This window comes from Staphylococcus sp. HMSC36A10 (genome assembly GCF_001838845.1).
In the GTDB taxonomy this organism is placed as follows: domain Bacteria; phylum Bacillota; class Bacilli; order Staphylococcales; family Staphylococcaceae; genus Staphylococcus; species Staphylococcus aureus.
Map to the genome: position 1 here is coordinate 1 of NZ_KV839109.1, position 17,647 is coordinate 17,647.

At 32.8% G+C, this 17,647-nt stretch carries 19 protein-coding genes, 3 pseudogenes and 1 riboswitch; of the genes and pseudogenes, 9 read left to right on the top strand and 13 right to left on the bottom strand.

Annotated features, from left to right (window positions below; all coding sequences use genetic code 11):
* Positions 1–76: 76 nt before the first annotated feature.
* The 3 genes from HMPREF3247_RS07325 to metK form a co-directional block, all read right to left on the bottom strand.
* Positions 77–910 (bottom strand): aldo/keto reductase, encoded by an 834-nt coding sequence (locus tag HMPREF3247_RS07325; RefSeq protein WP_000453301.1) that lies wholly within the window; start codon positions 908–910, stop codon positions 77–79.
* Between the two features lie 211 nt (positions 911–1,121).
* The gene (locus tag HMPREF3247_RS07330; RefSeq protein ID WP_000366170.1) at positions 1,122–2,030 is read right to left on the bottom strand and encodes a nuclease-related domain-containing protein; all 909 of its coding nucleotides are present in this window, start codon (positions 2,028–2,030) and stop codon (positions 1,122–1,124) included.
* A 124-nt stretch (positions 2,031–2,154) separates the two neighbouring features.
* On the bottom strand, positions 2,155–3,348 hold the full coding sequence (metK, locus tag HMPREF3247_RS07335; protein WP_000933822.1) for a methionine adenosyltransferase: 1,194 nt from the start codon (positions 3,346–3,348) through the stop codon (positions 2,155–2,157).
* Positions 3,349–3,453: 105 nt separating this feature from the next.
* Positions 3,454–3,565: riboswitch (SAM riboswitch) on the bottom strand.
* A 154-nt stretch (positions 3,566–3,719) separates the two neighbouring features.
* On the opposite strand from metK, the gene pckA reads away from it, so the two are divergent.
* Positions 3,720–5,312 (top strand): phosphoenolpyruvate carboxykinase (ATP), encoded by a 1,593-nt coding sequence (gene pckA, locus HMPREF3247_RS07340; protein ID WP_000109917.1) that lies wholly within the window; start codon positions 3,720–3,722, stop codon positions 5,310–5,312.
* A gap of 252 nt (positions 5,313–5,564) precedes the next feature.
* Here the strand turns inward: pckA and HMPREF3247_RS07345 are convergent, their stop codons facing one another.
* Positions 5,565–6,311: an alpha/beta hydrolase family protein gene (locus HMPREF3247_RS07345; protein ID WP_072361841.1), complete on the bottom strand. Its 747-nt coding sequence runs from the start codon at positions 6,309–6,311 to the stop codon at positions 5,565–5,567.
* A gap of 4 nt (positions 6,312–6,315) precedes the next feature.
* Positions 6,316–6,789 (bottom strand): RNA deprotection pyrophosphohydrolase, encoded by a 474-nt coding sequence (ytkD, locus tag HMPREF3247_RS07350; protein WP_000672015.1) that lies wholly within the window; start codon positions 6,787–6,789, stop codon positions 6,316–6,318.
* A 65-nt stretch (positions 6,790–6,854) separates the two neighbouring features.
* On the opposite strand from ytkD, the gene yidD reads away from it, so the two are divergent.
* A complete protein-coding gene (gene yidD, locus HMPREF3247_RS07355) occupies positions 6,855–7,112 on the top strand; it encodes a membrane protein insertion efficiency factor YidD (RefSeq protein ID WP_000718107.1) in 258 nt (85 codons plus the stop codon).
* Here the strand turns inward: yidD and menC are convergent.
* From menC to HMPREF3247_RS07370, 3 genes are all read right to left on the bottom strand, one after another.
* Positions 7,109–8,110, bottom strand: coding sequence for an o-succinylbenzoate synthase (gene menC / locus HMPREF3247_RS07360; RefSeq protein WP_000778537.1), 1,002 nt, complete (start codon positions 8,108–8,110; stop codon positions 7,109–7,111). The genes yidD and menC overlap by 4 nt on opposite strands.
* Positions 8,111–8,114: 4 nt before the next feature.
* The gene (gene menE / locus HMPREF3247_RS07365) at positions 8,115–9,593 is read right to left on the bottom strand and encodes an o-succinylbenzoate--CoA ligase (RefSeq protein ID WP_000348369.1); all 1,479 of its coding nucleotides are present in this window, start codon (positions 9,591–9,593) and stop codon (positions 8,115–8,117) included.
* 158 nt (positions 9,594–9,751) lie between these two features.
* Positions 9,752–10,207, bottom strand: a complete 456-nt coding sequence (locus HMPREF3247_RS07370) for a DUF4909 domain-containing protein (protein ID WP_072361838.1) — start codon at positions 10,205–10,207, stop codon at positions 9,752–9,754.
* A gap of 302 nt (positions 10,208–10,509) precedes the next feature.
* Here HMPREF3247_RS07370 and HMPREF3247_RS07375 point away from each other — a divergent pair, with 302 nt between their 5' ends.
* The 5 genes and pseudogenes from HMPREF3247_RS07375 (at position 10,510) to HMPREF3247_RS14830 (ending at position 13,993) form a co-directional block, all read left to right on the top strand.
* Positions 10,510–11,160 (top strand): excalibur calcium-binding domain-containing protein, encoded by a 651-nt coding sequence (locus HMPREF3247_RS07375; RefSeq protein ID WP_001789021.1) that lies wholly within the window; start codon positions 10,510–10,512, stop codon positions 11,158–11,160.
* Positions 11,161–11,240: 80 nt separating this feature from the next.
* Positions 11,241–12,236, top strand: a complete 996-nt coding sequence (locus HMPREF3247_RS07380; protein WP_070866220.1) for a DUF4352 domain-containing protein — start codon at positions 11,241–11,243, stop codon at positions 12,234–12,236.
* A gap of 75 nt (positions 12,237–12,311) precedes the next feature.
* Positions 12,312–12,938 (top strand): hypothetical protein, encoded by a 627-nt coding sequence (locus HMPREF3247_RS07385; protein ID WP_000669019.1) that lies wholly within the window; start codon positions 12,312–12,314, stop codon positions 12,936–12,938.
* Positions 12,939–12,978: 40 nt separating this feature from the next.
* Entirely contained in the window at positions 12,979–13,320 is a 342-nt protein-coding gene (locus HMPREF3247_RS07390) for a DUF3969 family protein (RefSeq protein ID WP_000627548.1), read from the top strand.
* Positions 13,321–13,420: 100 nt separating this feature from the next.
* A pseudogene (locus tag HMPREF3247_RS14830) lies at positions 13,421–13,993 on the top strand (hypothetical protein).
* 197 nt (positions 13,994–14,190) lie between these two features.
* Here HMPREF3247_RS14830 and HMPREF3247_RS07395 read toward each other — a convergent pair.
* The 5 genes and pseudogenes from HMPREF3247_RS07395 to HMPREF3247_RS07415 form a co-directional block, all read right to left on the bottom strand.
* Positions 14,191–14,819 (bottom strand): annotated as a pseudogene (locus HMPREF3247_RS07395) (ImmA/IrrE family metallo-endopeptidase).
* Between the two features lie 299 nt (positions 14,820–15,118).
* Positions 15,119–15,295, bottom strand: coding sequence for a hypothetical protein (locus HMPREF3247_RS07405; protein ID WP_000375476.1), 177 nt, complete (start codon positions 15,293–15,295; stop codon positions 15,119–15,121).
* A gap of 10 nt (positions 15,296–15,305) precedes the next feature.
* On the bottom strand, positions 15,306–15,689 hold the full coding sequence (locus HMPREF3247_RS07410; RefSeq protein WP_000070811.1) for a hypothetical protein: 384 nt from the start codon (positions 15,687–15,689) through the stop codon (positions 15,306–15,308).
* Between the two features lie 521 nt (positions 15,690–16,210).
* Positions 16,211–16,288, bottom strand: a pseudogene (locus HMPREF3247_RS15140) (hypothetical protein); the annotation flags it as partial.
* Between the two features lie 85 nt (positions 16,289–16,373).
* Positions 16,374–16,820 carry a DUF1433 domain-containing protein gene (locus tag HMPREF3247_RS07415; protein ID WP_000747802.1) on the bottom strand — a complete coding sequence of 149 codons (447 nt, stop codon included), beginning with the start codon at positions 16,818–16,820 and terminating at the stop codon, positions 16,374–16,376.
* A gap of 450 nt (positions 16,821–17,270) precedes the next feature.
* Between HMPREF3247_RS07415 and pepA1 the strand changes: the two genes are divergently transcribed.
* Positions 17,271–17,366: a type I toxin-antitoxin system Fst family toxin SprA1/PepA1 gene (gene pepA1 / locus HMPREF3247_RS14735; RefSeq protein ID WP_001801861.1), complete on the top strand. Its 96-nt coding sequence runs from the start codon at positions 17,271–17,273 to the stop codon at positions 17,364–17,366.
* Between the two features lie 122 nt (positions 17,367–17,488).
* Positions 17,489–17,590 carry a hypothetical protein gene (locus HMPREF3247_RS07425; RefSeq protein ID WP_001791232.1) on the top strand — a complete coding sequence of 34 codons (102 nt, stop codon included), beginning with the start codon at positions 17,489–17,491 and terminating at the stop codon, positions 17,588–17,590.
* The last annotated feature ends 57 nt before the right edge of the window (positions 17,591–17,647 follow it).

Genomic DNA, 17,647 nt, shown 5'->3' on the forward strand with positions numbered 1-17,647 from the left:
TTTACATTGCCTAAGAACTTAATGTCCCAAGCCCTGACAATTCATCTAACCTTTTCATCAGTTGAGTGATTTTAATCTATCCTTCAAAAGTTTTTGGATCAGGTCCAATTCTCTTATCTTGATTTAAACCATCAATTCGCGTCATTTGTTCATCTGATAATTCGAAATCAAATATTTGGAAGTTTTCAGAGATTCTGTTTGGTGTTACCGATTTAGGGATTATAACCACACCATGCTGCACATTCCATCTTAAAACAACTTGGGCAGGTGACTTTCCTAATTCTTGAGCAATGTCTTTAATTGTCTCATCATTTAAAATTTGTGCATTCATCAATGGTGACCAAGATTCCATCACGATATGTTGTGCTGCCAAATATAATTTCAATTTATGTTGCGTTAAATATGGATGATATTCAACCTGATTAATTACAGGTTTAATTGACACTTGTGCCAACAAAGCTTCCAAATGTTCAGGTTCAAAATTGCTGACACCTATATTTTTAACTTTATTATTTTTATATAAATCTTCCATACCTTTCCATGTATCAACCATTACGGCTTCGTTCGTACCTGGCCAATGTACTAGATACAAATCTAAGGATTTTAAACCTAATCTAGATAAACTAGCTTCGTAAGCAGCTGCTACATTTTCACGACCGAAATCCTCAAAATATAATTTTGAAGTAATAAATAAGTCTTCTCTAGCAATACCAGTTGACTCCAATCCGGCACGAATGCCAGCACCTACTTGTTCTTCATTCCCATAAACTTTTGCGGTATCAATACTACGATATCCTTGTTCAATGGCATACTTAACACTTTCCATGCAATTTTCATCATTTTCCACACGAAATGTCCCTAAACCAATTTGTGGCATCGTGTTTCCATTATAAAATGTTTTAACCTCCATAAATATCGCCTCACCTTTTTGATGTATTATACCCTGTTATCATAACAAATCTGAGTTGAATACATGATAAAAAACACTTAGAGCAATCAACCACTAAAATTCTAGTAATATCTCTCAAATATTAATCAAATTGTAAAAGTAATTCTGTTTAATTTATGACAAACTAAAAAAGCCGAAGTAACAACATATAGTCATCACTTCAGCCTAACATTTAATTGAATGATTCAATTTTATCCATCATTTGTTGTAAGTCTTCCACGTTGTATTGAATACGACCATGGAATACAAATTTGTTAAAGAACTCGTCTAATTGTTCAGCACCGACAAGCACTTTGACAGCACTATTTTGATTATAATTTGAAATCGTTACATCGCCTTCATTTTTAGGATTAAAGTATAAAATTGAAGTTGGCGTATATTTGGCACCTAATTCTTTTTGTAAGTCTTCAGCCAATTGTTTAATCGCCTCAATTTGATCTGAATAATTTACAAATGATAATGAACGTTTGTCATCATTTTGATCCATCACAATAGTTTGCGGTCTAGATTTATCTAAATCCAATGTATCAAATACTTGTTCCATTGGTGGTAAATCTTTAAATTGACCGCCACTAATACCATTATAAACATGACCTTTTAACAATTGAGAATCAATAATATAAAGACCAGTTCTTGTTAATACTAAATGACTAATTCGTTCAATATTATTAAAGCCATCCTTTGGTAAAAAGATATTTGCCATAATGTGCATATCTTCTGGTCGAATTCGTTTTTCTTTAACTAATCTTTCACGAATACCAATTAATCTCATGTCCGTTACATATTCACTATGATTTTTCGAGAACAATTTTAACGCGTCAATCTCACGATCTTTTGTACTAACCATGTGATTATAATCTTCTTGTTGTTTTGTAATTGTCTTTTTATTTTGAATACGTTCTTTCTCTAAAGCTTCTTCATGAGACTTTTTAATGTTTTGTTCTTGTTGTTCATACTTTTCTTCTGTTTGTCGCTTAACTTTTTTCTTACTACCTAAGGCAACTAAGAAAAGGACAAAAAAGATTAATGCAACGACTACTGCAATAATGAGTCCAATGACTACCGGTGAAGATAAATCCATCACAACAACGCTCCTTTTTAATATATGAATAACTTTAATTATAATAGAAAAGCTAAAGATTTTCGATACATATTATCATTTATATACCGAAAATCTTTTATTTAGCTATATTCAATTCATCTTATTATTTTACTGCGTCTTTTAATTCTTCCACTTTGTCTAATTTTTCCCATGGGAATAATACATCTGTACGTCCAAAATGACCATAAGCAGCAGTTTGTTTGTAAATCGGTTGTTTCAAATCAAGCATTTTAATAATACCTGCAGGTCTTAGGTCAAAGTGTTTTCTAACTGCTTCGACAAGTTGCCCTTCAGAAACTTTACCTGTTCCAAATGTATCAATTGCAATTGACACTGGTTCTGCAACACCAATCGCATATGCCAATTGTACTTCACATTGATCTGCTAAACCTGCTGCAACAATATTTTTAGCCACATAACGTGCAGCGTATGCAGCTGAACGGTCTACTTTTGTAGGATCCTTACCACTGAAGCATCCGCCACCATGACGTGCATAGCCACCGTACGTATCAACAATGATTTTACGTCCTGTTAATCCTGCATCACCTTGAGGTCCACCGATTACAAAGCGTCCTGTAGGATTGATGTAGAATTTAGTTTGTTCATTAATCAAGTTTTCTGGAACAGTTGGATAAATGACATGTGCTTTAATGTCTTCTTGAATTTGTTCAAGTGTCACATCCTCAGCATGTTGTGTTGATACGACAATCGTATCAATACGTACTGGGTTATCATTTTCATCATATTCAACAGTGACCTGAACTTTACCGTCTGGTCGTAAATAATTTAACGTACCATCTTTACGCACATCTGATAAACGTTTTGCCAATTGATGTGATAAATAAATTGCTAGAGGCATATACGTCTCTGTTTCATTCGTTGCGTAACCAAACATTAAACCTTGGTCACCTGCACCTGTTGCTTCAATTTCTTCTTCGCTATCTTTATCACGATACTCTAATGCTTTATCCACGCCTTGTGCAATGTCAGGTGATTGTTCATCAATCGCAGTTAAAATTGCCATTGTTTCATAATCATAACCATATTTTGCTCTTGTGTATCCAATTTCTTTAATTGTTTCTCTAACAACTTTCGGAATATCAACATATGTTGTTGTAGAAATTTCGCCGGCGATCAATGCCATACCTGTTGTAACAGTTGTTTCACAAGCTACACGTGCATTTGGGTCGTCTTTTAAAATAGCATCTAATATTGCATCTGACACTTGGTCAGCGATTTTATCTGGGTGTCCTTCTGTAACAGACTCTGAAGTAAATAATCGTTTGTTATTTAACATAGTTTGCTCCTTTAAATTTATATTACGAAAATTCTCTCTCTGTGAGCTAAATAAAAAAGACCTTCTAACTATTAATATAGAGAGAAGGCCTAATACGTCCATTCGCTCTTATCGTTCAGACCTATTTGTCTGCAAACGGTTTGGCACCTTTCTTTTATAAAAAAAGAGGTTGCTGGGTTTCATTGGGTCCATGTCCCTCCACCACTCAGGATAAGAGAATCCGTTAAAAATAATAGTACCTAATTAATGAATTAATGTCAATTTTTCACAAATAAATTTACAGTAAAATATTGTAGATTAATTATGTTAATGTGTTATACTAATTAAATGTAAAGGCTTACATTTAAATTATCGCTTTGGAGGGATTTAGGATGTCAGTAGACACATACACTGAAACAACTAAAATTGACAAATTACTGAAAAAACAAACGTCACATTTTCAACTTTCGACGACACAACTTTATAATAAAATCTTAGACAATAACGAAGGGGTATTAACAGAACTTGGTGCTGTTAATGCAAGTACTGGAAAATATACTGGTCGTTCGCCTAAAGACAAATTTTTTGTCTCTGAACCTTCATATAGAGATAACATTGATTGGGGAGAAATTAATCAACCTATCGATGAAGAAACTTTCTTGAAGTTATACCATAAAGTACTAGACTATTTAGATAAAAAAGATGAACTATACGTATTTAAAGGCTACGCTGGTAGCGATAAAGATACAATGTTAAAACTTACAGTCATCAATGAATTAGCATGGCATAATTTATTTGCTAAAAATATGTTTATTAGACCTGAATCAAAAGAAGAAGCTACAAAGATTAAACCTAACTTCACTATCGTTTCTGCACCACATTTTAAAGCAGATCCAGAAGTTGATGGTACTAAATCTGAAACCTTTGTCATTATTTCATTTAAACACAAAGTCATTTTAATCGGCGGTACTGAATACGCTGGTGAAATGAAAAAAGGTATCTTCTCTGTAATGAATTATCTCTTACCGATGCAAGATATTATGAGCATGCATTGCTCAGCAAACGTTGGTGAAAAAGGCGATGTTGCATTATTCTTTGGTCTATCTGGCACTGGTAAAACAACCTTATCGGCTGACCCACACCGTAAACTAATCGGTGATGATGAACACGGATGGAATAAAAACGGGGTCTTTAATATCGAAGGTGGCTGCTATGCAAAAGCAATTAATCTTTCCAAAGAAAAAGAACCACAGATTTTTGACGCAATCAAATATGGTGCAATTTTAGAGAACACTGTAGTTGCAGAAGATGGTTCAGTGGACTTTGAAGACAATCGTTATACAGAAAACACTCGTGCCGCTTATCCAATTAATCACATTGACAATATTGTAGTACCATCAAAAGCAGCACATCCAAATACAATTATTTTCTTAACTGCGGATGCATTTGGTGTTATTCCACCGATTTCAAAGTTAAATAAAGACCAAGCAATGTATCATTTCTTGAGTGGTTTCACTTCTAAATTAGCTGGTACAGAGCGTGGTGTGACAGAACCTGAACCATCATTCTCAACATGTTTCGGAGCACCGTTCTTCCCGTTACACCCTACTGTTTACGCTGATTTATTAGGTGAACTTATCGATTTACATGATGTTGATGTTTATCTTGTTAATACTGGATGGACTGGCGGAAAATATGGTGTAGGACGTAGAATCAGCTTACATTACACACGTCAAATGGTAAACCAAGCGATTTCTGGCAAATTGAAAAATGCAGAATATACAAAAGATAGTACGTTTGGTTTAAGCATTCCTGTAGAAATTGAAGATGTACCGAAAACAATTTTAAATCCAATTAATGCTTGGAGCGACAAAGAGAAATATAAAGCACAAGCAGAAGATTTAATTCAACGTTTTGAAAAGAACTTCGAAAAATTTGGTGAAAAAGTTGAACATATTGCTGAAAAAGGTAGCTTCAACAAATAAATTTGAATACTAATTAAAGAGCCAACCGTTGTTATAGTCTAACAATGGTTGGCTCCTCTTATTTTATGTGCTAAAAATTTATAGGCAATTTTATTACAACTATGCACATTTAAGGTGACCTTCATGCCAAACTCGCATCACTCATTTAATGGAAGCAGCACGTCTTCATATAAAGTACCGATCCCTAATTCAACGCATGTAGTACCACATCTTCAAAGCTTGATAGTTCCCATGCGCACACCACGTTTCATACTAGCTATGCAACTCAACTTGGTTCATAAACTCTTTAATATAAGTCAATGTTTCAACCATCGCTGGTGGTCTTGGCACATGTCCTTCTGCCATTTGATAAAATGTTTCATGCGTGGCACCTTTTAACTCTAGTTGGTCCGCTAAATAATACGCATGATGAATACCAACTTGCTGGTCTTTCCCTCCATGTACAATTAATATTGGCGGACTGTTTTCATTAATGTTTGGAATCGCTTGGCGTGCCTCATATGCCGCTCGATCTTTTTTCGGATGACCAATCATTCTTCGTAGCATACCTCTTAAATCGACACGTTCTTCATACATTAAATCAATATCTGAGACACCACCCCAGATTGTATAACTTGTTACTGGTAAGTCTTGAAATGTCAACAATCCTTGTAAACCACCTCTTGAAAAACCAATCATATGAATAAAAGCTTGCGGATATTTATCATGTAGCAATCTTAATAGTTGCGTCACATCATTTAAATCGCCACGATATAATTCGTCTTTACCTTCACTCCCATTGTTACCTCGGTAGTATGGCCCAATCACTAAAGTTTGACTATCTGAAAATTGCATTAATCTACCTGCGCGCACACGTCCTACTTGACCTTTGCCACCTCGCAAATATACTACAATGCGATTTACTTCATGATGTGGTGTCATCATTAAAGCTTTTACTTGTAAGTCATCTGACAAATATGTAATTTCTTCGAATTGATGCGTAAAAGATTCAATTGGCATTCGTTTACGTTTGATAAAATCCAAGTGATTGCACCCTCTCTACGCATTTTAAAATGGTACTATCTTGCAGTAAGAAACTCCGTTGTGCGAGTTCAATATCATTGATACAGTTAAACAACACTGGCCCTGCTGTTTCTAAATAATCGTTCTTGCTTACCAATGATTCAACTTCGATAAAATATACATCTTTTACAAAATCAGTTTGATCATGTGTTTCAATGGTATATTGTGCTATGTAATGAATATTTTTAACTTTGGCGCCTGTTTCTTCATATAATTCACGGGTAACTGCTTCAGCACTACTTTCCCCGCGTTCCCTTTTACCACCAGGAAATTCAATACCCCGTAAATTATGTTTGGTAAAAAGCAATTGATTTTTAAACGTTGGAATAGCTAGCACATGATTGCCATCTGCTAGCTCATTATCCTTTTTAAATGTCAAATTAACTTGACGATTATCTTTATCCCTAAACTTCACGCGCATCACATCCCTACATTGTATGTTAATATAATAGTTAATTACTATCGTTGGAGGCATTAATTATGAAAAAGATATTCTTGGCGATGATTCATTTTTATCAACGTTTCATTTCGCCACTCACTCCACCAACTTGTCGTTTTTATCCAACATGTTCAGAGTACACTAGAGAAGCGATTCAATACCACGGTGCTTTCAAAGGCCTTTATTTAGGTATCCGTCGTATTTTAAAATGTCATCCGCTTCATAAAGGCGGCTTTGACCCTGTTCCGTTAAAAAAAGACAAGTCAGCAAGCAAGCATTCACATAAACATAACCATTAATATGGTTGTAATTGAGTTATATCCACTAAAGGGGGGCGAAATTCGAGTCGCCCCTCTTTTAATATGCCTGAATGCGCCACCACATCTTGTTCAAAATAATAACCTGCTGGTGTAACATCTCCTGGATAATCACCTTTACGAGCAAGCATCGCTGTAAAATAACGGCTTAAACCATATTCGTACATGCCGCCAATAACAACTTTTACACCATGACTTTTCAAAGTATCAATTGCCGTTTGCACTTTATCAATGCCACCTAGACGAAATGGTTTTAATACAGCAACTTTCACATTGTATAATTCTATCAAATTAATTATGTCCGACAATGATGTCGCCTTTTCATCTAGAGCAATTGGAGGTATTGTTCCATCCACTACGTCATCAAGCATGGAGATATCTTTAAATGGCTCTTCGATATAAAGAACCTGTTCACGCGCTAATAACTGTAACTGTGTGAAATCTTGACAATCCAAGGACTCATTTGCATCTATAACCAATTGAAAGTGAAAGTCTAATACCCGTAACACTCTAATTTGATGCATGATTTGAGGCGTCCATTTTAATTTAATTCTGGTCGGCTTTGTTGCTTTCAATGACTCTAGTTGTTTATTTGATAAGCCGCTCGCTGTCGCTCCATATGCTACTGAAAATGAAGGCAGTACATGAAACATTTGATACAATGCCATGACAATAGTTGCCCTTGCAGCAGGCGTATTTTCCAATGAATCTACTAATTTTAGTGCTGCTTCATACGTTTCAAATGATTTATTTCTATTATCTTCGAACCATTGCTCAATTACATGTTTCACTGAAGCAATTGTTTCATGATCATACCAATCTGTTTGAAAAGCGTTACATTCCCCGAAATATCTATTCCCTTTATCATCAATCAATTCGATAAACAAACAATCACGATGCGTTAAAGTGACTTTCGGTGTTACAATTTGTGACTTAAATGGCTCACTATATTTATAAAAATGCAAAGCTGTCAACTTCATCAAATCATCCTCTATACAACTTATTTCTTTGTAATTTACCTGTTGATGTATATGGTAAAGTATCAACCTTTTCAAAGTGTTTCGGTACTTTATATTTCGCTAAATGTTGTGATAAATATGCAATCAATTGTGCCTTTGAAATGTCACTTTCACTGACAAAATATAATTTAGGCACTTGGCCCCAAGTATCATCAGGATGCCCTACACATACTGCGTCAATGATACCTGGAAATTGCTTCGCTACCGTTTCAATTTGATATGGATAAATATTTTCACCGCCACTAATAATTAAATCTTTACGTCGGTCATAAATCATGACATAACCTTCATAATCTATTTCAGCAATGTCACCCGTATTAAAATAACCATTTTCAAACGTACCCGTTAAATCTGTTGGATACAAATATCCATTCATCACATTGGCACCTTTAATCATTAATTCTCCATGACCTTCTTTATTAGGATTTTTAATTTTTACGTCAACATTGGCACTTGGCATCCCTACAGTGTCAGGACGTGCATGCAACATTTCCGGTGTTGCTGTTAAAAATTGTGAACATGTCTCAGTCATACCAAATGAATTATAAATTGGCAGGTTATATTGTAATGCCGTCTCTATCATAGTGGCAGATAATTTAGCACCGCCGAGTAATATCTTTTGTAAATCATAAGGTTCATGTAAACCTTGTTGCATAAGCCAATTTAAAGTTTGTGGCACAAGCGAAATGTGTGTGATGCGTTCATTTTTTATCATCGTTAAAATTTGTTCGGCATTGAATTTATCAACAATGCGCACAGTAAACCCTTCAATAACAGCTCTTAAAAGTACACTGAGACCCGAAATATGATAAATCGGCAAGACAGATAGCCAATTAGTGTCACGATCAAATCCCAAGCTCTCTTTACATCCGATTGCACTGGCATAATGATTACGAAACGTTTGTGGCACCGCTTTTTGAGGGCCCGTTGTTCCTGATGTAAACATAATCGATGCAATGTCATCTAAATTAAATGATGTATTTAATATGTTGGACGGCGACTCTTTCGACACCACAGTTTCATTCGATGTATCATATTGGATATCCATTGTGTTGTCCAACAAACCGTTCATTGTAATATCAGTTCCAGCGAATTCAATATCATCCAACGATACAATTTGAAACCCTCGCAATTCCAGTGGCAAGGTACAAAAAATCAATTGTACATCGATTGACCTCATCTGATTCGTCATCTCATTAGGTGTCAACCTTGTATTAATCATCGCAATTTCAATATTTGCCAACCAACATGCATGTATTAAAATGATCGATTGAATCGAATTATCTATGTATAGCCCGACACGAGATTGTTGATAAGCCTTGAGTCTTTTAGCCAATAGACTCGCTTCACAGTATAAATTTTGATAAGTATAAGATTCTTGACCGTCTGTTATCGCAATATGATGTCCATTTTGTTGTGCTTGTTTATATAACCAAAAGTCCATGCGCTATTCCTCCAAAATCATTTACATTATAATTATAACGATTTTATGACATTCTAGCAGTGGTTATGTTTAAAAATATAAAAAAGTAGACGAATTGATGCATTGATATGATTGTTATAATGCTCAATACATATCGTTATATCATTCGTCTACTATTATCAGTTATTTTTATTTAATTTTAGTGTCATTCTGTCATTTTGATGTGGTGATTTACCCATTGTTGCCACATCATCTGCAATGTCAATTGGTATACGATTCATGTCTTGTAATGCACTTAAATGGAATACTTCATCATCTAAATTTTCAATGAGATATACATAATATGTTACCTTGTCCTTTTTATATTTTAACGTTTTCCAAAAGTCCGGCTTGCAATTCAATACATTATCCGGAATATATTCAATAAATAAGTAACGTTTGCTGCCTACTTTGTCTACGAAATATTTTACAGTGCCTTTTTCTATACCTCTTATATGTGCATAGTCTGCTGAAAAGTAAATACTACCTATTGTTTCATTATGTTGTTGTATTTCAAATCGTTGGTCTACTATTTTATTATTTGTGCCACAACTACTTAAAAAAATCAGTAGATATAGCATTAAACATATTTTCATCCCCTTGAATCTTAAAAACTTTTTCAAAAGCAACACCTCTAAAAATAAATACAATATATTATATCAAATAGAAATTATTATTTTGTTAAATTATGTTGTCATGTTCGTGTCATTTTGAGTTGCAATACAACTTTACAATTATTAAATTAACACTTCTACAACCCAAAAATATTTTTAAAGTTTTGGAAAAAATTAAAGTATTTCCACTACTAATTTGGTAAAATATGATTATGTGATATAGTGAAAGCGTTTTACACTTAATAACTCCCTCTTAAATGCATCCAGGTTTTATGTAGTAAATCATGAAAATAACATATAAATATAGAGGAGATTTACCTTTGAATACAGAGAACAACAAGAATCAAAACCAATCTGTTAAAAATTCTGAAAGACGCGGCATGTTAAAAGGATGCGGCGGTTGCCTTATTTCTTTTATTTTATTAATAATCTTATTATCAGCCTGTTCAATGATGTTTAGTAATAATGACAATTCCACTAGTAATCAATCATCAAAAACGCAATTAACTCAAAAAGATGAAAATAAAAATGAAGATAAGCCTGAGGAAAAATCAGAAACAGCAACAGATGAGGATTTACAATCAACCGAAGAAGTACCCGCAAATGAAAATACTGAAAATAATCAACATGAAATTGATGAAATAACAACAAAAGATCAATCAGACGATGATATTAACACACCAAACGTTGCAGAAGATAAATCACAAGACGACTTGAAAGATGATTTAAAAGAAAAGCAACAATCAAGTAACCAGCATCAATCCACGCAACCTAAGACCTCACCATCAACTGAAACAAACACGCAACAATCATTTGCTAATTGTAAGCAACTTAGACAAGTATATCCGAATGGTGTCACTGCCGATCATCCAGCATATCGACCACATTTAGATAGAGATAAAGATAAACGTGCATGTGAACCTGATAAATATTAAACAACAAGCGAATTGAATTCAAATTGTATTTAGCTTTATGCACTAATCACATAGTAAATAATGAGGGAGATTTTTTAGGCATGAGCAATCAATTCAAAAGCGAAGAAGAGCGAAGACAATGGGAACAATTCCAAGCTTTCCAAAATCAACAAAACCAACAGAACCAGCAATACGGACAAAAGAAATCTAAAAAAGGATGGTTCTGGGGCTGTGGTGGTTGTCTAGTATTATTTATTTTAATTATCATCGGTATTTCAGCTTGTACAGCTGGTATTACAGGTAACCTTGGCGGAAATAGTTCTAAAGAAACGAACAAAACCCATAAAATCGGTGAAACTGTTAAAAATGGCGACCTTGAAATCACTGTAAATTCAGTGGAAACTATGAAATCTGTAGGACCGTCTCTTGCACCAACAAACGCTAAAGGTACATTTGTCGTTGCTGATGTGACAATTAAAAACAAAGGTAAAGAAACGTTAACAATTGATAGTTCAATGTTTAAGTTAAAATCCGGTGATAAAACATTTGAAGCAGATAATACAGGTTCAATGTCTGCTAATCAAAGTGACAATGGTAGTATAGAAAATTCATTTTTCTTACAGCGTATAAATCCTGATAGCACTGCACAAGGTAAAATTGTTTTCGATGTGTCAGAAAACATAGCCAACGCAAAAGATAAAAAATTAGAAGTTATTTCTAGTTTATTTAGCGTTAAGAAAATTACATTTGATTTATCCGATGCTAAAAAAACATCAAAATCTAAAAAAGACAAGCAAGATACAGAAGTAGCTGTTGCGAGTTCAAATAGCGATAATGTAAATTATGAAGCTTCGGCTACTACACCTGCTACAACTTCTAGTGCGGATACTGATTCTGAAGATAGCGAAAAGTCTAGTAAAGATGAGGATAAGCAGAATGCGTCTAAAAGTGATAAAGATAGTGTAGAAAAAAGTGAATCTAATGAGGAAACTGCTCCTGTAGAGCCCATGCCCCAGAGCAAACCTACTACTAGTGAAGCACCACCTAGTCAAAATATTCACAATGAAGATAACATGTATGATGCTTCAACAGAATAAAATTTCAGGGTAGCTCGGCTACCCTTCTTTTACGGAAAAATTAATTATACATAATCCAATCAAGGAGATAAAAAAATGAAATTCAAAGCTATCGTTGCCATCGCATTATCATTGTCACTATTAACTGCCTGTGGTGCTAATCAACATAAAGAAAATAGTAGTAAATCAAATGATACTAATAAAAAGACGCAACAAACTGACAACACTACACAGTCAAATAGAGAAAAGCAAATGACACCACAAGAAGCCGAAGATATCGTTCGAAACGATTACAAAGCAAGAGGTGTTAATGAATATCAAACATTAAATTTTAAAACAAATCTTGAACGAAGTAATGAACATGAATATTATGTTGAACATTTAGTCCGCGATGCAGTTGGTACACCTTTAAAACGTTGCGCTATTGTTAATCGACACAATGGTAAGATTATTAATACTTTTGATGATATGTCAGAAAAAGATAAAGAAGAATTTGAAGCATTTAAAAAGAGAAGCCCTAAATACAACCCAGGTATGAGTGATCAAGCTGAAATGGATAATGAGTCAGAAGACATTCAATATCATGACAATGATAATAACAAAGCCATTCAAAATGACATACCAGATCAAAAAGTCGATGATAAAAGTGATAAAAATGCTGTTAATAAAGAAGAAAAACACGATAACGGTACAAATAATTCTGAAGAAACTAAAGTTAAATAAGGACATACTTTGATTAATTGTAATTTTTAGGAGAAACACTATGATAACATTTGAAAATATACAACAACTTGAAAAATACACCTTAATGACTATGCATGGTCTTTTTAATCAACTTAAACTCGGTATTATTTCAATCGACAATGCAGAGCATACGCTCTTTACACCTTATATGATGGAAACACTCTCTTCCCTAGGTGTGAAACCAGACATTATCAATTTAATTCACAAAGGGACAGAGTTAGAAGACTTTGCAGCATTTAATTTATCAATTGAAGATACAGTTACAGTCTGTTTACAAAGAACTGAAGAACTATTAAATCAATACAAAAATGTGGAATTCAATGACAAAATATTAATCAATTGGCGTATTATACAAGAGTAATAGACATATAAAAGTCGAATGTAACTACGTGAGTACTGATTTTATTCTTTGTAAATTACAAGCATTTCATATCATAAAGTTTGAAAAGAGGTATATTGAAGTGGAGAAAAACGAATATACAGCTAAATATAATGAATATAGTCAATTATTAGACGCTACTTACTCGCAAGCTGTAGCATACCTTTTAAATAAATATGGCGCTGTAACCGATGATTATTATAAGGAAAAATCATACACGTGATTTTTAAATGGAGAAATCAAAAGTATTTCAAAAGGAAAATACTCTAAAGCTAGCGAAGGATTATACTGTCATCACATAAGTGAAGACAAATTCCAAAACTTATCTGACCTAAGATTCATTTCCGAATTTAAGTACTCATACAACTATCAAAAGAAAGAAAACTTAGTTTACTGCGATTTAATCGAGCATTTAATTTTACATGCAATTATTACAAAAGAATCCCATGGCCAATTTGGCGTAGCTGGATTATGTCAAATGATCAAACCAACAGTCATTGATTGGTACATTGGCGAATATAATCCAAAACCAGCATGGATGCAAGCTACCAAAGCACGTGCCTATTTGCCTGGAATATTAGTAGAGAAACTACTCATTAAAATTGACGATATGTTAAAAGGAATAGAAATATATGATTTCCTTGAGTCTAGATAAATGATTAATGTAGATTTATTTTTTGCTGTTGAGATTTTGTTATAGATGTTTAAAACTGTAATTAAATATATTTTATAAAAATAGACCACGCATACCAATCTATAAACGGACAATGTTTATAAATGAGTTTGCCTGGTCTTGAATTATATTAGTTTTCTTTTGGTTTTAAAAAATCGACTAGATTTTCACAATATTTATCAAATATGTATTCCTAAATTATACAGCCTTAATCCAGCAGCTACTTTCGAAACTTCCAACTTAGTTGATATAAGGTTCAATAGTTTGTTTCGTTCTTTTTCAGATAAACCAGAATTTAGATTGATATTATTGACTTCATAAAAATTATAGACTAATGCCTCTATTTGCTTTTCAGGCATAAGTAAGTCGACTGAAAACTGATTTACGTCGCTTTCATAAATCATTTCATGTAAATTCTTTAGACTATTATCGTTGTTATCTTTAATTTTGTATAAATAACGGCCGAGTTCACGAGCTATTGAAAATCTTGTATTATTAATCGAGAGATTATTATTGATATAAATCGTTCTTCCACTTAAATAACCCGAAGTATTACTCTCCATTTTAATATATTTAACTTTTAAATTAAGTTGAAATAATACCTTGTCTATGTCAATAGCAAAATGTTCAGAAGTAATAAAAAGTTGATCCATTTTGTCCTTAACTAATGACTGAATTAATTGAACTATTTCTGGTTCTAAAATATCTTCATAATGAACTTTCTCAATAACTTTCAATTGATTCCCCTACCTAACTTAAAAATCGAACCTACATTATTTAATAAATTTAAAACTATAGGTGTAAACATTATTAAAATAAAACCCCTCCACTACTATATGTAACGAAGGGACATGATTTCAAAATAAAATACCTTTTTTATAAATTTATTATAATATTTTTCATTATACTGTACAACCGAATCTAATCCAACGATCCCGAAAAGAAGAACAACGGTGGCTTGGCTTCATATTCATTTTTGTCCAAGTGTTCTTTTTCAATTATTTGATTGACGGTTTTCCAATTTTTTACTTCTTGCCTTTTAAAAAATGGCTATGAAAAATTCTATCCCCATAGATTTCTTCATAGCCAATGTTAATTTGTTTCATGTCATTTCTTTAAAATTCCTAAAAATATATAAACTAAAAGCATAAGTAACACAGCAAAAATTGCCGAATATATAATTATTGAAAAAGCATTGCTTTGCATTGGAACTAAATAATTTAAAGTACAAAATAATAATAATGCTAAAATTCCAACTTTAAGTGAATATTTTAATCTATCCATAAAATCACCCTTACTGATATCCCCATTTTTCTCCTGTCAGAACGTATTCCCCGGCTGCATTCTTTTTAGTTTTTAATTTTATATATATTCCCTTACTAGTATCAATATTCGATGCAGCTATAGATCCAAGGAAACCACCAACACCTGCGCCAACTAAACCTCCTGTTAGTGCAGAAATAACGCTAATAGCCCCCGCACCTAAAGCAGCTATTGTTTTTGTATATGCAGAAGAAAGATATAATGTTGCAGTATCTTTACCTGTTTCTACATATTGAGTTTTACCCGCTCTCAATTGGTCTTCAGCTTTATATTTTTTTATTTCTTCTTTTGTAAATATATCTTCCAGTTTATAACCTTTTTTCTCAAGTTCATCAAATAAATTTTGGTTACTCAAATATATTACCTTTGCTTGAGAATGGTCTAACTTATCTTCAGCATGAGCTACATCTGAATTATAAGATAATGAAATTGGACTAACAAATAATACACCAGCAGCTAATAATAAAGATAATTTTTTTGAATACTTATCCATAGTAAAAACCCCTCTTGTAAAGTTATTCCCTATCAACATCCCTAAACACAATATATCATAATAATAATTTATCACCAATAATTAAATACATTTCAATCAATATATTTTTCAAATTTCTAAAATATGCATCTAGTGTCAATAGCGCTTCACAAATGTGTATTTTAACTATTTAAGATTGTCGTGTTTTTAATACTTAATCACTTTTAAAATCTTTTTAGTCAGTATGATTCTTCTATAATCTTTAAGATTTTCAAAATTATTTACTAGCTTCCTTTTGAATTGTTGGTTGTGATTTAGAAATTCACGTCACAAGTTCAATATAAAATATTGTTTTTAATTTTTAATAACAGTTTGAGCGGTAGCATAAATATATAGATAAATCTAAAATTACGCCTAATATTTGACATTTCGTTCTTAATTATTTTCTTATTATATTTGCCATCATCATAAAAAACATTGTTTGTTCTGTAATGATTATTTAAAATACTCATGTCCTTTAATGATTGTGAGGATAATAATAATTTTTATTACACCATACAACCGAATCTAATCCAACGATCCCGAAAAGAAGAACAACGGTGGCTTGGCTTCATATTCATTTTTGTCCAAGTGTTCTTTTTCAATTATTTCATCCACTGTTAATCGGTCTTTAGCATCTTTCTCTTTCAATAATCGCCCTATTTTTTCTTCCTTATATCCTATGCTACTATTAAACTGATTTCCTTCATCTCCTGTATTTATATATGCCTGAAATTTATATTGTTTATCATTATTTATATATCCTTTAATAAAGTAAGCATTCACAGGGCTTTTTTGAAACTTTGTTATTTTCATAGACTTATAGTGATTCAGGTTATGCTCAAAATACAAATCGATTCGCTTTTCTTGTGTCTCAATATAATGTTCTTTTTTACTTTTGTGAAACGCGTATGCAATAACAATTAGTACTATTAATAATGCAACAACTACCACAAATACATATCTCTTTTTCATTTTAACCCCCATAGTTTAGTATTTATTTCTTATAGATTTTAGATTTCAAAAAACAATTCACTTTGACATGCTATCTTTTTTCTATGTTCCGTTTACGCCCCTCATGAAACGTTGTTTCAAAATACTTTTAAAAATTATTTGCTTGACATAATTATAAATACATAAAACAACGCTGTTATATATGGGTTTATAAAATGTAGGAAAATGGCGAAATGAAAATGCTGTTTTTCCTAACGTCAAAGGTGTTAAATCATACTCGCGTATAATTTCATTTCTTGGTTTACCATTTTCATATAATCTAACCATTTATAACTTAAACACTGAACTAAATGTTCTTCTTTCTTAAATTAACAAAATCTACTCTCATAGAATTTGTCCAATTAGATGATATAATAGTAGAGTCGCCTATCTCTCAGGCGTCAATTTAGACGCAGAGAGGAGGTGTATAAGGTGATGCTTATTTTCGTTCACATCATAGCACCAGTCATCAGTGGCTGTGCCATTGCGTTTTTTTCTTATTGGCTAAGTAGACGCAATACAAAATAGGTGACATATAGCCGCACCAATAAAAATCCCCTCACTACCGCAAATAGTGAGGGGATTGGTGTATAAGTAAATACTTATTTTCGTTATTTCAATTATACTGCTAATTTTTCTTTTTGTAAAATATGCAAGGTTTTAAAGAGAAACATCAAGAACTAAAGAGTGCTCTATGTCAAATTGGACTGATGCGTTCAATATCGGAAGTTAGGCAACTAAACATTGCTTAACTTCCTTTTTACTTTTTGGAGCGTAAAGTTTTGAACATAATAATATTCGATTGCGCA

Bases quoted from the DNA above. Each gene is read 5' to 3' on its own strand.
- menC (WP_000778537.1), bottom strand. From the start codon at position 8,110: ATGAAGTTGACAGCTTTGCATTTTTATAAATATAGTGAGCCATTTAAG.
- HMPREF3247_RS07330 (WP_000366170.1), bottom strand. From the start codon at position 2,030: ATGGATTTATCTTCACCGGTAGTCATTGGACTCATTATTGCAGTAGTC.
- menE (WP_000348369.1), bottom strand. From the start codon at position 9,593: ATGGACTTTTGGTTATATAAACAAGCACAACAAAATGGACATCATATT.
- HMPREF3247_RS07380 (WP_070866220.1), top strand. From the start codon at position 11,241: ATGAGCAATCAATTCAAAAGCGAAGAAGAGCGAAGACAATGGGAACAA.
- HMPREF3247_RS07370 (WP_072361838.1), bottom strand. From the start codon at position 10,207: ATGAAAATATGTTTAATGCTATATCTACTGATTTTTTTAAGTAGTTGT.
- metK (WP_000933822.1), bottom strand. From the start codon at position 3,348: ATGTTAAATAACAAACGATTATTTACTTCAGAGTCTGTTACAGAAGGA.
- HMPREF3247_RS07325 (WP_000453301.1), bottom strand. From the start codon at position 910: ATGGAGGTTAAAACATTTTATAATGGAAACACGATGCCACAAATTGGT.
- HMPREF3247_RS07405 (WP_000375476.1), bottom strand. From the start codon at position 15,295: ATGGATAGATTAAAATATTCACTTAAAGTTGGAATTTTAGCATTATTA.
- HMPREF3247_RS07375 (WP_001789021.1), top strand. From the start codon at position 10,510: ATGAAAATAACATATAAATATAGAGGAGATTTACCTTTGAATACAGAG.
- HMPREF3247_RS07345 (WP_072361841.1), bottom strand. From the start codon at position 6,311: ATGCCAATTGAATCTTTTACGCATCAATTCGAAGAAATTACATATTTG.
- HMPREF3247_RS07390 (WP_000627548.1), top strand. From the start codon at position 12,979: ATGATAACATTTGAAAATATACAACAACTTGAAAAATACACCTTAATG.
- HMPREF3247_RS07385 (WP_000669019.1), top strand. From the start codon at position 12,312: ATGAAATTCAAAGCTATCGTTGCCATCGCATTATCATTGTCACTATTA.
- HMPREF3247_RS07415 (WP_000747802.1), bottom strand. From the start codon at position 16,820: ATGAAAAAGAGATATGTATTTGTGGTAGTTGTTGCATTATTAATAGTA.
- HMPREF3247_RS07425 (WP_001791232.1), top strand. From the start codon at position 17,489: ATGCAAGGTTTTAAAGAGAAACATCAAGAACTAAAGAGTGCTCTATGT.
- pckA (WP_000109917.1), top strand. From the start codon at position 3,720: ATGTCAGTAGACACATACACTGAAACAACTAAAATTGACAAATTACTG.
- yidD (WP_000718107.1), top strand. From the start codon at position 6,855: ATGAAAAAGATATTCTTGGCGATGATTCATTTTTATCAACGTTTCATT.